This is a genomic window from Oscillospiraceae bacterium NTUH-002-81, assembly GCA_032620915.1.
Classification (GTDB): Bacteria; Bacillota; Clostridia; order Lachnospirales; family Lachnospiraceae; genus JAGTTR01.
Window position 1 is genome coordinate 3158889 of record CP136052.1, and the last position, 13944, is coordinate 3172832.

The window sequence follows — 13944 nt, forward strand, 5'->3', positions numbered from 1 at the left end:
TCACAATTTCAGCCAGTTTTACAGACGCTTTCTTGCCTTCATCGTCGCATAGTACACCAATCCACCTACTACTCCACCGACTGTGTTGTAGAATATGTCTGATAGTTGGAATGTTCCTAGCCGTAGCAGTAGCTGTAGCATCTCTATGCTTATCGAAAAGATAAATGCTATCTTTCCGCTATTGCACAGTATCTTCTTCCAGCCGTTTCCTATCTTTTCTTCGAATGTCCACATCGCTACAGCTGAAAACGGCACCATCATAATTACGTTCTCGATGCACTCGGTGGTCAGCTTCTGTTCGCCATTCACAGTCTCCCAGAAGCCCCAGCCACCCATGACATCGGATAAAGGATTCATCCAAAGATTGCGGTTTAACAGAGTTCGGAACAGAATAAGTGAAGTCACAAAGGCCAGGAAGAACAGTTTCCGAAAGAACACACTCTCCTTGAACTTCTGATACCATGTCACTATGGCATTCTTCCAACCTTTGCCGGCTTCGGTAGGTTCATAAGCATAAAGATAGAAAAACATGGCAAGGAAGGAAAGCAGGAGTGAAAAGCCAAACGGCTCATACAGAGCAGTCAGGACGTTTGTGAGGATCTTTCCGAGTAAATCAATCGTTTCTTTCATCGTCGTTTACAGATCACTAAACAGATCAGCCTTGTACCCACCGTTCTCCAGCATCTTCTTGAAACTGTTCTTTACAGCTGCGACATCTTCATGGTAGGTCATACCATACCATGTATCATTGGTTTTCAGAACCTTCACTGACATCTTTCCCTGATCCAGCAGTTCGCCGATGAAGATAGGAATCAGATACTCTGCTTTCAAAGGATTACCCGGCACTTCTTTCTCAAAGAACTCCTTGAAGCCCTCCTCCAGCACATCCAAGAAATCTGGTGTCAATCCCCACATGTTCATAGAAACCAGAGAATTTACATCAACAGCCACACCGTCTGCTTCTGCTCCATCTGTGGTCTTCACGATGTTCTTGGTCTCCACAACCTCAGTCAAGTTTCCATTCTCATCCATCTTGCAGATACCACGAGTCACACCACCGTTATCTGACAGAGTGTTCTTCAGAACGAAACCAGCCATGCAGGACTTGCCGCCATTCACCAGATACTCATGGACTGCCTTAAATCCTTCCTTGCCGTAGTAATCGTCTGCATTAATGACGATAAACGTAGTCTTGATGACCTCCTTTGCCGCAAGCACAGCCTGACCGGTTCCCCACGGCTTTGTACGACCTTCCGGCAGAGTTCCCGGGATATCATTAATATCCTGGAAAGCGTAGTCTACAGTTACATTGTGAGAGGAACAAATGGAGGCAATGCGGTCACCAATAACCTCTTTGAACTCCTTCTCGATATCCTTACGGATAATAAATACTACATGGTTGAAGCCTGCTTCAATCGCATCATGGATTGAGTAGTCCATGATGATATGTCCAGCATCATCCACTGGCTCCAACTGCTTGATTCCTGTTCCAAAACGGCTGCCGATTCCGGCGGCCATGATAAGTAATGTTGTTTTCATAACTCTCTCCTTACTGTGCTCGTGCTGCTTTTATCGGACACACTTTAATACATTGGTAGCACCGCACGCATTTACTTTCATCAATTTGTGGATATTCAAAGCCTTCTTCGTCCTCGACCATAGAAATAGCCTCTTTCGGACAGATGGCATAACAAGCCGTACATCCACAGCATTCTTCTTTTCTTTTATATAATATTGGAATCTCTCTTTCCACCTTTTACCACCAACTTTTTAATTTTTCTCTTAATCTTTCTCAAAAGCAACTTAGCATCATTTTTTAGTCCGATGCCACCGTATTTCTTGGCAACATACTCAAACGATTTATTTTCAAAGTCACTCCAGAACTGCTCTCTATTATCTGGTTTTGGAAATGGAGCTTTAAGAGGCGGCTGCATACTGTCCTCTAGCTTTGTCTGCTTCCAAATCAGTCTCTTTTTTTACTTTTTCAAATATTTTTTCTCCAGCCTCATTATTTACTAGCACCAATGAAACGCCCTTGTTATCATCAAACTCTGGTGCGGCTTTTTCGATTCCCCAGTAATCTGCAATTGTAATATCTCCTGGATGTATTACAGACTTATAGGGACATTCATAGCAACTCGGCCGCAGCACGGTATGCCCATAGAAAAGTTCCTTGAATACCCGACTACTCGTAGACTTTCCATTTTCAAAACAAAGCGTTTCTACATGATCATGCCATCCAAAGTCTTTCTTATTTCGGAAGTCCACACTTGCAACTTTTGAATGCATTTTCTGCTCTTGCCAACGCAGATATGCCTCCCATATTTTTTTGCTTGGTACTCCGTGACAGACAATATCCACGCAGAACAAGTTATCATACTCTTTTCCAATGTGTTTTTTCAATCCTGCTACCTGACAGGAAGTTCCAGAAAAAAGTACACTTTTCTTAGCATCGAGATCTGTTTTGACACTTATAAATGTATCACCTAATTTACTCTGGATATATTTTGAGCCTCGCATTCGATTACGATCTTCCTCATTATCAGTGCGAATATGTACGGCATCAAATTCATCCGTCAAAACACACCCATAGACCACACCACCGTTGGATAAAACCTGATCCGAAAGAGCTGTAAAAATACCACCCGATCTGGAAGCTGCTCTTGTTGCTTCATCCTTATGTCTTACTGCATATACTTTAGGCTGCTTCCAATTCATTATGCCGCCCTCCTTTCGGAGTAATCAGCATAATCGAGGTTATTTAGTTCGTACCCCCCCCCTCAAAATTTTGATGAGTTTATTCTTTACTTTTGTCTTCATTGGAACTGTTCCATATTTCTTCATCACGAAATCAATTCCTTTCTTTTGATAATCGTTCCAGAATGCATCTCTTTGTTCAGACTTTTGAGTCGGCGCTTCAAGATTCGCCTGCCAACATTGTGTTGTATTGCTTAATCTATAATCCAAATTATCTCGAATCTTTTCAAACAATTCTTCACCCCGGTCAGTATGAATCAAGAACAGAGAATTACCATTAGGGTCATAAAAATCTGGAATAGTCTCTTCAATATGCCAGAAATCCCCAATGGTCATATCTGTTTTTCGTTCTGCCGTAGCATAAGGGCATTCATAACAAGACGGCCGTAACGCACACCGATTATAAAACACCTTAACATAATCTTTAAGCGGTCTCTCTGACCCGTTGACTTTCACGTAAGCTGTAGGCGATTTCCAACCATTGCGCTTGTCTTTGAAGGTAAGATAAGTTATCCTTCCATCCTTCTTTTGTATTGATTCTGCATATTCTCTCCACAGTTTCGGACTTGGAGAGCCGTGGCAGATAATGTCTACGATATGCACCCGATCACGGATTCCTTTTATTTCACTGAACTTCCGAAATCCATCTGATTGACATCCCATGCCAACAAAGAGCAATTCTTTATTTGGATTATCCATTAACCAATGATACGCTTCCTGGTAAATATCACCGGGCTTGCTCTGCATATATTTTGAGCCTTTTGCTCTTTCACGCTGCTTCTCATCCAGAATCATCTGGAATTCCACAGTATGATTCTCATAATTATAGACTGCAGCCACCACAGCATCTCCGCTTTTCAGAAAAGCATCCGAAAGTGCAGTAAATGCGCCACCAGAAGAACTGCTCATCAAGGCAGATTTGTCTTTTAACCTTCCTGCATATACTATTGTATCTATCAATTCCTCCATAAGCTGTTCCTCCTCTTATTATTTATTTTTAATTACAGTTTTGACCTTCTTCTATAGAACAACAAGAAATATAATCGTTACACATAAAATTGGCGCAATATATCTATAAATCGATTAAACTTCGAGCTTATCTACTACTCTCTAAAAAGCAGTAATAAGAATCGAATGGAGAATATTAAATCATGTGAAATACTCTCTTTAATCACAGCCAAGACCTATTTCCCAAGATGACTCTTTACTAATTTCATGCCAGATTTCAACATATCAACATTCGTCAGCACTGCGTAGATTGCTGTGATACAAAGTGCGATGAACTGAATCATCTTATTTTCACAATAGTATGTTCCCATCAGCATAGTACCAATTAGAATGCTTCCGATAATAATTGGCTTCCGAATTCGCATATGCACAGTCTTATTTACATCAATATAACGAATGATAAACATTGAAAAGAATGCAACCAGTGTAGATATTGATGCTGCAAAAATCTTAATTTTATTTATTAAAATCAAATTCACTGTAATATTGATTATAGCTGCAGAAATAGAAGTATAAGCAATCTTTTTTGCATTTTTCTGAGCTACATATATGCAACTATATAATCCGACGAGCACTCTAAAAAGCATTGCATACATCAAAATCAAGATTTGATCATATCCAGCGACATACTTCTCATTAATCAAAATCGGGAATACAAATGGCATACACGCAACAATGCCAAAGCATGCAGCTGCAAACAGTTTAAAAAGAGATGTCATTGTTTCCGTTAGAAATTCATCGCGATCCTCATCATCAAAATGTAATGATACTGTCTCCGTCCAGGACAAATTCAAGATATTATAAAAATTGATAAACACATTAGGAAACTTATTTGCTATAGAATAAATACCATTGGCAGCGGTTCCTAAAAAATGTGCAATTATAGTTCTATCCGACGCATTTACAACCCACCAAGCCAGATTATTGGGAATTAAAGGAATAGAATAAGCACCAACCCGTTTGAATACCGTCGGCCGAATACTCTTAACAGAAAAATACTCCCACGCTCTGGATGTAAACACCAAATACAACAACGTCAAAAACTGAGCTATCAGAGTGGACAAGAACAATCCTTGCAGCCCCATTTTCAAAATAGCCAGCGCAATGACATTTAAAACTGTTGTTGCCGAAGCGGATATAAACGATGCAATTGTATATTTAACACTATCTCCCAATCCTCTAACAAATTGAAGAAACAATGCCGTGTAGACATGCAACACCACATACAGCAACAAAAAATATGCATTTTGAATTTTCAAAAAAGGTTCTACACAAACAAAAAGAATAATGTAAATAATACTTTGTATTGTACTAGATAGTAACAGCGTAGAAAAGAGTTTTCCTTGTTCTTCTTTGTTTCCACGATAATCAAGCATAAATCGGAACAGTCCCTGATCCAACTGCCAGTTTACGAGTGGAAGTAATAATGTTGAATATGTGACCAATAAATCAAACGTGCCATACTCTTCCGTTGACAAAATTGCCGTATATAAAGGAAGAAGGAAAAAGCTAATACATTGTGTGCATAGTTTTCCCACTGTAAGTATAGCCGTATTTTTTGCTAATTCTGTGTTACGACTCATTAATATTATTCCTCATATAATTAAGTATTTTTTGACTGTGTAGAATTTTTCAGTTCTCAATATCTCAGTGAATGAGCCAAAGCTATAGGCACTTCACTGCGTCAGATACTAAAATGGCAACAGAAGGCTACTCGAAATTAACCTTCATTGATGTTCGTTTAACCATTCCTAGCGTATCTCCATTTCTCTATGGAAATATATCTTCCATATCCATCAAGAATATCATTGTCTCCAGAAATCCTAACTGCCTTTACCTATAACTATAGTGGCTATCAAGCGGGTGTCCTCCCCCATGGATACTATTCCTATCGACTCATTCCTTGGATTGTTGATTACTGACTCACTTTCCGTTTCAGACTTCACATGATTTAAGAGCGTCTATATATATCTTTTGTGATTCCTGCCTTTTTTTTTCGATTATAGTCTCGAATAATTCATAGCTATGTTGTTTGGTAATCAGGCTCTCAAATTCATCATATGTAGCTGTCAATGACAACATTGTCTCTTCTTTATGTGTCCACTCAAGTAAATCTTTCAATTTTTTTGAACAACTATAGATAGCGCACTTCTTATGATTCAACAATGTGAAAATCGTCCCATGGAATGTCGTTGTATAAACACACTCAGAAAAACGAATATATGAACTAAACTCCATCGGGTGACAGTTAATATTCAAATCACACCAGGACTGATACAAACATATCGATACAAGTTTTAAATTATTCTTTCTTGCATATCTTTTTATATATGCCTGATGTTCTTTAGGAACGCTATATGAATAAACAATCATATATTTATCTTTAATCTTACGTTCGTGCGGAAAATCAAATTCATTAATAGGCAGTAACATCGTAGGATCACAAACAATTTCTACTTGCTTTGCAACAAGTTTTCCAACAATATTCCTAGTATTTTCATCTCTTACACCCGCATACGTCATTTTTTCCAAGCACTCTCTAACCCATGGAAAATCATTATAATCCTTGAGTGCTGCCTGTCCTGCACTAGGTGCATATGCTATACAGCTTTTTTGCTCCACACCACCATAAAAAATCGGATTTTGAAATTGTGAAACCTTTATGTTCCAAATTTCATCACTACCTACTACTATACAATCTAAATCATCAGTATTTTTCTGAATATCAAATTCCTTTAATGCCTGAGTCATGCGCTTATAACGTGCACATAAAAAGGGATATCGTTGAATACACCTAATCAATTCCTTTATGGTCTTGGGTTTAGAAAAGAATTCCTTTTTTCGCTGCTTTTCATTTCTCCACTGTATAAAACACACATTATGGTTATTCTTTTCTAAAAAACATTTATTAGCATATGCTTGCAAATAAGCACCGCAGTTCGCCGAATCATACGGAGTTACTATTCCTATTTTCATAATTTACTCTAATTCACTCCCATCATCATTATTAGCATAATTAACACTTATTGCGCATGCAATAAAATACGGCACAAACATTTCACGATCATACAAAGGATTTCCTGTGAAGCCATATAATAAAAAAAATATTTGCATTGCCAACGAAAAATTCATCAAGCAATAATCTTTATTCATATAATCTTGTGGATTTACACGCATTTTTGAATACGTCGACCATGTCCTTACTAGATGAAACAGAAACCATCCACAATAGATTATAAATCCTATTATACCGGTTTCAACAAGTAACTGAATATATATGTTATGAATATTCCAGAACCAGCCACCTTGGTTAACATACTGTCCCCAACCTATACCAACAAGACTATGCTTGCCGAACATAGAAAACGCCTTTAACCATACATCAACTCTACCTACTGACATATCCCCAGTCTCTGCAGTATCAATAAAACGAAAAACAACAGTTGCAAGTGCCGGCACGCAATAACTTGCTACAGCAAATACAGTTAATGCTCCCAATAAAACGCCTATGCATTTTACGAGTCGACTTTTTTTAGCATTTGAATTATATGCAAAATAACAGAGGTACAACGCAGTAAGTCCAAAAACAGTATGTGCTCTTTTTCCTGATAAAAGCAATGCAGCAACCGATATCAAAAACAATAAATAGTCAGAACGTCTTTTTTCAGTCAATGCATAGCTTCCAAATATCATCGTCCCAACAGCAAGAAGCATTCCATTTGTTGAATAGTGCTTTGTTAACCCTGGGATTCCCGCATTATGATACTGATTAAGAATTGTACTCGCAGCATCCGGGAACAAACTACATACAAAATTTATCGCTGAACTATCTAAAAACATATAAATGGTAAATGCAATATAAATAAAGTAAAGATATCGCCAAGAGCTTACCATTTTTATCATCCAACACCGATCATTGAAACCTCCCAATGCTGAAAATAATATACAGCAGACAAAAAGCAATAAAACCTGGATATACGTTAGACTATAGAATTTAATATTGGGATTATTTCGTACATAAAAGAATATCATTAATGGTATCCACAATAATCCAATATTTTTTTTTATACCTTTAGTGCCAAATATAAAAACAACTTGTCCCGCCAAAATAACTGCAGCACTGAACTGAACTACGCTTGGCAAAAGCGAACCAAGAGACGCTAGCGTAGCAAAAGTCAAAATTGGTATACATTGGAGTAAAAGTCGTAGTTCATGTTTCTTAACTTTTAATTGCATCTATATCCCTCCATCTAGCAAATAGATTTTTCATACAAAATACATTCTCTCTGCAGCACGTTTTTTCAAGATAATCATTTTGAAACACACCTCATAAATTTATACAAAAGAGTGCAATATTTTATAGATAAAACACCAAACACTTGTTTTTTGTCCATATATGAAAGCACTGATTTAAAACTAGTAGATTTAATTTTATCAATAACTAGCTGATACTCCTTTTTGTATTGATTTCTGAAAGGATACATCCTACGTAGAACAGTGTAGTATGCAATCAATAATTGATATCTTGCAAAGACTTCCAAATTATTACGGCCTTTAAGTTCTTCATATATTCTATCCGCAAAGTACAGTGAATCGAACCATCTTTCAGAGAAGGATTGATTAGTCACCGAATTTTCCCTGCAATAATAATAATACAATTTTTCAGCACAATAGACTATTTTTTTACTTTTCAGCAGAGATCTAAATACAAAATATTTATCTTCATTTATCTTCTTACCTTCTTCAAAATGAACATCCTCGATCGTAGAAGCTTTAAACAACTTATTCCATGCGCCCGACTCAATTTTTTGGCCCAACAACAGCCATTCTATCGCCTGATCAACAGTAATTTCCTCATAATTGCAATGATACTTTTTCTTCTCCTCTTGCTTTTTTTCAAAAATCCTATCAACTCCACACACAGATATATCTGAATCAGTTTTCCTTGCTTGAGTATATAAAATCTCAAGCATTCTGCAATCAAGTTCATCGTCAGCATCTATAAAAATAATATAGTCACCTGTTGCATTTTGCTTTCCTACATTACGAGCTTTTGATACGCCTTGATTATCTTGATTTATTATGATAATGCGCTTATCAATCTCTTGTAATCTATAGCATTCAGCAAGAGATTGATCATTAGATCCGTCATTTACGACAATAACTTCTATATCTTTCAATGTTTGTTGCAAAACTGAATTTAAAGTATCAACTATATAATTTCCTGCGTTATAGACAGGGATAATAACACTAATATGTGGCATTGGTGTCCTCCCATAGAATCATTCTATTCAAAAATCTTACACTCTCCATCTTCAAATATGTGTGTGAATAAATCAAAGCAATCCAATTACTTATTCTCAACAACCTCAACTTTTTTTTCCTTTATTTAAATGGCGTGCAACAGTTATTAGGCCTGTTTTGAATAGAAATCTTTTAGATTTTTCAATTATTTTATCCTTTAATGTAATTGGATCAATTTCATTCAAAGCCTTATCAATTGAATAATGTTCAGCCAGCTGGTAAAATTCAGCCCGCCTAGGATGTGGTTTTGCACTATTGCAAACCATAACACCATTTTCCGTCACAAGACTATTTACATCTTCTTCTTGTATTTCAATATGTGATTTTATGGCCTCTAAAATCTTTCCACCTTTTTCAGTATGCACAAATATTGATGAATACCCTCTATTATCATCTTTTCTTCCGGTGATTTTTGAATATTCATAACAATCAAAGACAGTGATATCGCTTGGTCTTTCTATTCCTTTAAAAGCACATGCTGCGCAAGATGGTCTTGATGAGATTTCTCTTACAAACGCCTTCATGTATGGATCGACTCTACCAGACCCATAGTAGGTTTTTCCATTTGCAAAATCTATTTTCATTGTGCTCGTGTGATACCCATATGTTTTATGTTTAAAACGGGCTCCAACTATTTTCGAGCTGTATTTGTTTTCCATATACTTCACATAGTTATCCCACAAGCCAGGCGATGGTACACCTCGGCAAACAAAATCCACACATAAAAGGTTATCTGGTTTTTTCCTTAAAAAGCTTAGCAGCCCTGCCACTTGACAAGGTGTCCCAGAAAACAAAATAGTCGTGCCTTCTTTTAATTCTTTTTTAATATCTTGAAAAATGTTTCCAAGATCACTTTGAACAAATTTAGAGCCTCGCATCTCCTGCAACTGTTGCTTTGTAGTAGCCCTTTTACACACTACTCTCATGTTATTGTCGTATCCAGCTCCATAAACTATACCATTCTGCTCAAGGATATAATCAGCTAGAGCTGTGAATGCACCACCAGAGGTACTCTCATAGAGAATTTTGTTATCTTTAATTCTAATAATATAGCCTTCTGTTTTTTCAGATATTACCTTTTTTTTATTAAGAATCGGGCATGCTCTTTCGCATGCTCCACATTCAATACAACGTCTCATATCAATTTTAGGATACAGAAAACCTTCTTCGTCAGGAACCATCGTAATTGCACTTTTAGGGCAAGAACTTGCACAGGCAGTGCAGCCACAACAATCCAATTTGCTCTTTATTTGAATCATATATCCTCCTGAATCCAAATCATTCAGAAGCAATAACAGATTCTCATTTCTTGTTCTTCAGAAACTTATACACACCCATCCGATAAAAGATTCCTTTAGATTTCTCTATTAAATAATCCCTTATTCTGATTGGTACAAATTTTTGTATATGTGCTCTTAGGGTTTCTTTATCTAAATTCAGATAGTATTCATCTCGTCTTGGATGAGGCTCTGCTGAATGGCAAATCATCGTGCCATCCAATTCTATAGCCTTTTCCAAATTTGTTGCATAAAGCTCATACCTGTCTGCAATTCTATCCAGAATCCTTTCTCCCTTTGAAGACTGCACGATCAGATTAGTAAAGCCTTTATCATCATCAACAAGACCTTCCACTAAGTTATTTGCATGCCAGCAATCATAAATAGTGAAATCACTACATCGTTCCACTGATTTAAAGTGACATTGATAGCAACTTGGTCTTGACGAAATTTCAGCAAAGAAACTCTTAAGCATTGGATCCACACGGGCGCTTCCATAATAAACAAACTGATTTTTGAATCTTATACGCATGGTGCCACTGTGATATCCATATGTTTTATTTCTGAAAACAATATCATCTATTTCTGAATGATATTTGTCTTTTTGTTCGTCTAAATATTTTTTCCAAAGTTTCGGCGACGGTGTACCATGGCAAACCAAATCTACGGTTACCAGATTATCGTATTCTTTTCTCAGATATGATTTTAATCCATACACCTGACACGGCGTTCCAATAAAGCACACTTTCGTTTCTTGCATCAAGTGTTTTTTTATTTCAGAAAAGCAATCGCCTAAATCGCTCTGCACGTATTTTGAACCTCGAAACTCTTCTGCCCCCCCCGGAAATTTTATGAATTACCTTATATTCTTCATTATAAGTTGCGCCACAAATAACACCTCCCTGATTTAGGATCCATTCGCCTAACGGTGTTACAAATCCTCCAGAGGTACTTGTAGAAACAATTTCTACGTCCTTTGCTCTGAGTACGTATGCTTTTCTATCAAACATTTTAGACTCGATTTTATTTTCAATAGGACAAGCAGAATCGCACAATTTGCAATCTATACACTTTGAAATTTCCACGAATGGATATAAAAAGCCCTCTTGATCCTGCTGCATACTTATAGCTTTTTTCGGGCATACACTATAGCATGCCGTACATCCACAGCAATCTGCTTTATTCTTCACTACAATCATTAAGCACTTTCTCCTTCCATCCTTTATAGTTTTTCAGCAACATTCAAATACAGTTGTGCAAGTGTATCTGCTGTCTGCTGAATATCATAACCTGCCTGCTCCAATATTTTTCTTTCACTTTTCCTTTGCACATTCATATACTTCAAAACATGTTCCGCCCACACATCAGGTTTTTCTTGAAGAGAAAGGAATTCTGTATTTGAAGTTAAGCCTACTTCTTTTGTTATTGCATCGGAGAAAACACATGGCAATCCGCTCGCCTGTGCCTCAACCCCCGTGACCGGAAGACCTTCATGCAAAGATGGCATTACAAAAATATCCATTGCCTGCCACATTTTATTCATTTCATTTGAAGCTCCATAAAAAATTACAGCGTCTTCAATTCCTAATGTCCTAGCCTTATTTTTCATCGCTTCTTGTAGTTCACCAACGCCAAATAAAAGTAACACAGTATTTGGATTTTTTCGGTGTACTGCTTGAAAGATGTCCAGCAAAAAGCTGTGATTTTTTTGATCAGAAAACCGTCCAGCATGTCCTACAACATACTTACCTTCCAGATTCAGCTTTTTTCGTATTTCTCGACGAACAGCTTCATTATAATCATATTTCTCCAAATCAATTCCATTCGGAAGTACTGAACACCTACCAGATTCAATAATTGACCTCGGAAATAGAAATCTTGCAGCTAGTTCTGAACAGCCATAAAAGTTATCGCAAAAGAGTGGAATTAATGGCTTTAAGATTTTGCTTATAAATCGAATTCCATTACCTGCTGCTCCAAAGCCAGCATTGTGACTATGTATTGTAATATATTGAACTCCACCCAATTTTGCGCCAATAATATTTGTCATATCTGCTGCACAATCCGCATTATAATGTAGGATTTTAATATGATTTCTCTTGCAGACTTTCCGAATTTCATTAATTCTCCAAATTCTTCTAAAAGGTCTAAATTTCACATTATCCGCTGAGGCAACATACTTTTTACTTCCCAATGAAAGAACTTTGTCTTCCATAGGTTCGTGCCTATCATGAAAAACAAGATAGTCAAAATTTATTTTAGATCTGTCCAGGTGTTCCTGGATATGAATCATCATATTAGTTACACCTCCAACACCAAGCGGAGATGTCACCAATACTCTAACTACTTCATTATTCATATAATATTTATCCTTTCGCAGCGACAATCTCATGCATTATTTCATATTCCTATTTCGGCACGATTACACACGCTTTCTAATTTCTTTCAATACAGTATTTAAATATTGATCTGTTACCTGCTTAAGGTTTTTATATTTTTCCCCTACAGCTTTATAATCAATATCATCTTTTACAACGTCTGATAAGTCCATTCCATTTTTATAACGCCGACTTTCTAGACCAAAATTCACACACAGGGTATCAATACGAGAATTTTTTGAAAAGCTGGAATTTTCAGCATATCTGTTAAATACCACAAACTGCTTTTCATTAAGAATAGAAAATGCAGTCCCGTGGAAAGAATCTGTGCAGACATACTCTGCATTTCGCAGAAGATTCAGAAATCTCTCTGGGCTCACGTCATACGGAGCAAAGTCTCCAAAGTTTTCATCTTCTTCTACATACTGATCCATGTGTCGCAATGCAACGACTTTCATGCCCTTGTCGCGAGCTAATTTCTTTACTGCATTGCGATATTCCTGTGTGGCACCAAGGAAGTATGCGAAAATATATGGCTCATTGATTTCTCTTTTATTAGGAATTCTCTCCAGCCATTCGTTTCTACTCAAAAAGAAAACAGGGTCTAAAATCGTAGGAACATCTCGACCAGTCAATTCCTTGACAATCTCACTTCCTCGATTCTCACGCATACTAATGTATTCAATGCGATTCAAATACTGTATCGTTCTTTTCTTTTGATACCACGGAATTTCCTTTACTCCGAAACTAGAAGCAATTGAAATTTTTAGCGTGTCATCCGGAACAAACATCAAATTGTAATAATTCGTTGGCAATCCTGCTGGACTCCAAAGCTGATCGCTTCCTGTTATAACCGCCAAATATTTCTTTCCACCCTCGCGTAATGCCGCATAGCCGATATACTCATCGGAGAAATCCTTAAAAGCCCATTTTTTGAATCCGGCAAATGCTTTCATACGAATTTCATTATTCTTTGCATACTCAGGATGCTTTTTTAGACTAAGTTTTCTCTGAATTCCCTCAAATCTGCTATTAAACCAAACTGCATTAAAAAGACGCGGCACATCTTTCAGTGCTTCTGTCACAGTCTTCTTTCTAGTATATCGAACCAACTCATACTCAATATTTTGATTTTCCAAATAACTAACAGTTGCATATGCTTGCAATATGCCTCCGTAATTTTCATGCATATATTTTATGCATACTCCAACCATTTTAAA

The 13944-nt window shown here is 36.9% G+C and carries 15 protein-coding genes; all 15 read right to left on the reverse strand.

The window, feature by feature from the left end; translation table 11 throughout:
* Positions 1 to 18: 18 nt before the first annotated feature.
* The 15 genes from RJD28_15765 to RJD28_15835 all read right to left on the reverse strand — a co-directional run bounded on the left by RJD28_15765 (position 19) and on the right by RJD28_15835 (position 13938).
* On the reverse strand, positions 19 to 630 hold the full coding sequence (locus tag RJD28_15765) for a VanZ family protein (GenBank protein ID WNV57629.1): 612 nt from the start codon (positions 628 to 630) through the stop codon (positions 19 to 21).
* A 6-nt stretch (positions 631 to 636) separates the two neighbouring features.
* Positions 637 to 1539: a sugar phosphate nucleotidyltransferase gene (locus RJD28_15770; protein WNV57630.1), complete on the reverse strand. Its 903-nt coding sequence runs from the start codon at positions 1537 to 1539 to the stop codon at positions 637 to 639.
* A 10-nt stretch (positions 1540 to 1549) separates the two neighbouring features.
* Complete coding sequence (locus RJD28_15775) at positions 1550 to 1753, reverse strand: 4Fe-4S binding protein (protein ID WNV57631.1); 204 nt, start codon at positions 1751 to 1753, stop codon at positions 1550 to 1552.
* Complete coding sequence (locus RJD28_15780) at positions 1725 to 1934, reverse strand: hypothetical protein (protein ID WNV59680.1); 210 nt, start codon at positions 1932 to 1934, stop codon at positions 1725 to 1727. Before RJD28_15780 ends, RJD28_15775 begins: the two co-directional genes overlap by 29 nt.
* A complete protein-coding gene (locus tag RJD28_15785; GenBank protein ID WNV57632.1) occupies positions 1918 to 2718 on the reverse strand; it encodes a Coenzyme F420 hydrogenase/dehydrogenase, beta subunit C-terminal domain in 801 nt (266 codons plus the stop codon). Before RJD28_15785 ends, RJD28_15780 begins: the two co-directional genes overlap by 17 nt.
* 39 nt (positions 2719 to 2757) lie before the next feature.
* The gene (locus tag RJD28_15790; protein WNV57633.1) at positions 2758 to 3726 is read right to left on the reverse strand and encodes a Coenzyme F420 hydrogenase/dehydrogenase, beta subunit C-terminal domain; all 969 of its coding nucleotides are present in this window, start codon (positions 3724 to 3726) and stop codon (positions 2758 to 2760) included.
* A 215-nt stretch (positions 3727 to 3941) separates the two neighbouring features.
* A complete protein-coding gene (locus RJD28_15795; protein ID WNV57634.1) occupies positions 3942 to 5348 on the reverse strand; it encodes an oligosaccharide flippase family protein in 1407 nt (468 codons plus the stop codon).
* A gap of 352 nt (positions 5349 to 5700) precedes the next feature.
* Positions 5701 to 6741: a polysaccharide pyruvyl transferase family protein gene (locus RJD28_15800; protein ID WNV57635.1), complete on the reverse strand. Its 1041-nt coding sequence runs from the start codon at positions 6739 to 6741 to the stop codon at positions 5701 to 5703.
* A gap of 3 nt (positions 6742 to 6744) precedes the next feature.
* Complete coding sequence (locus tag RJD28_15805) at positions 6745 to 8001, reverse strand: O-antigen ligase family protein (GenBank protein WNV57636.1); 1257 nt, start codon at positions 7999 to 8001, stop codon at positions 6745 to 6747.
* 74 nt (positions 8002 to 8075) lie between these two features.
* Positions 8076 to 9029: a glycosyltransferase gene (locus RJD28_15810; protein WNV57637.1), complete on the reverse strand. Its 954-nt coding sequence runs from the start codon at positions 9027 to 9029 to the stop codon at positions 8076 to 8078.
* 105 nt (positions 9030 to 9134) lie between these two features.
* Complete coding sequence (locus RJD28_15815; GenBank protein ID WNV57638.1) at positions 9135 to 10328, reverse strand: Coenzyme F420 hydrogenase/dehydrogenase, beta subunit C-terminal domain; 1194 nt, start codon at positions 10326 to 10328, stop codon at positions 9135 to 9137.
* A 43-nt stretch (positions 10329 to 10371) separates the two neighbouring features.
* The gene (locus tag RJD28_15820) at positions 10372 to 11154 is read right to left on the reverse strand and encodes a Coenzyme F420 hydrogenase/dehydrogenase, beta subunit C-terminal domain (protein ID WNV57639.1); all 783 of its coding nucleotides are present in this window, start codon (positions 11152 to 11154) and stop codon (positions 10372 to 10374) included.
* A complete protein-coding gene (locus tag RJD28_15825) occupies positions 11123 to 11545 on the reverse strand; it encodes a 4Fe-4S dicluster domain-containing protein (GenBank protein WNV57640.1) in 423 nt (140 codons plus the stop codon). The genes RJD28_15820 and RJD28_15825 overlap by 32 nt, the downstream gene beginning before the upstream one ends.
* A gap of 23 nt (positions 11546 to 11568) precedes the next feature.
* Positions 11569 to 12705, reverse strand: a complete 1137-nt coding sequence (locus tag RJD28_15830; GenBank protein WNV57641.1) for a glycosyltransferase — start codon at positions 12703 to 12705, stop codon at positions 11569 to 11571.
* A 63-nt stretch (positions 12706 to 12768) separates the two neighbouring features.
* Positions 12769 to 13938, reverse strand: a complete 1170-nt coding sequence (locus RJD28_15835; protein ID WNV57642.1) for a polysaccharide pyruvyl transferase family protein — start codon at positions 13936 to 13938, stop codon at positions 12769 to 12771.
* Positions 13939 to 13944: the final 6 nt, after the last annotated feature.

Excerpts from the sequence above, each read along its gene's own strand:
- RJD28_15765 (WNV57629.1), bottom strand. The coding sequence starts at position 630 with ATGAAAGAAACGATTGATTTACTCGGAAAGATCCTCACAAACGTCCTG.
- RJD28_15770 (WNV57630.1), bottom strand. The coding sequence starts at position 1,539 with ATGAAAACAACATTACTTATCATGGCCGCCGGAATCGGCAGCCGTTTT.
- RJD28_15780 (WNV59680.1), bottom strand. The coding sequence starts at position 1,934 with ATGCAGCCGCCTCTTAAAGCTCCATTTCCAAAACCAGATAATAGAGAG.
- RJD28_15785 (WNV57632.1), bottom strand. The coding sequence starts at position 2,718 with ATGAATTGGAAGCAGCCTAAAGTATATGCAGTAAGACATAAGGATGAA.
- RJD28_15790 (WNV57633.1), bottom strand. The coding sequence starts at position 3,726 with ATGGAGGAATTGATAGATACAATAGTATATGCAGGAAGGTTAAAAGAC.
- RJD28_15795 (WNV57634.1), bottom strand. The coding sequence starts at position 5,348 with ATGAGTCGTAACACAGAATTAGCAAAAAATACGGCTATACTTACAGTG.
- RJD28_15800 (WNV57635.1), bottom strand. The coding sequence starts at position 6,741 with ATGAAAATAGGAATAGTAACTCCGTATGATTCGGCGAACTGCGGTGCT.
- RJD28_15805 (WNV57636.1), bottom strand. The coding sequence starts at position 8,001 with ATGCAATTAAAAGTTAAGAAACATGAACTACGACTTTTACTCCAATGT.
- RJD28_15810 (WNV57637.1), bottom strand. The coding sequence starts at position 9,029 with ATGCCACATATTAGTGTTATTATCCCTGTCTATAACGCAGGAAATTAT.
- RJD28_15815 (WNV57638.1), bottom strand. The coding sequence starts at position 10,328 with ATGATTCAAATAAAGAGCAAATTGGATTGTTGTGGCTGCACTGCCTGT.
- RJD28_15825 (WNV57640.1), bottom strand. The coding sequence starts at position 11,545 with ATGATTGTAGTGAAGAATAAAGCAGATTGCTGTGGATGTACGGCATGC.
- RJD28_15830 (WNV57641.1), bottom strand. The coding sequence starts at position 12,705 with ATGAATAATGAAGTAGTTAGAGTATTGGTGACATCTCCGCTTGGTGTT.
- RJD28_15835 (WNV57642.1), bottom strand. The coding sequence starts at position 13,938 with ATGGTTGGAGTATGCATAAAATATATGCATGAAAATTACGGAGGCATA.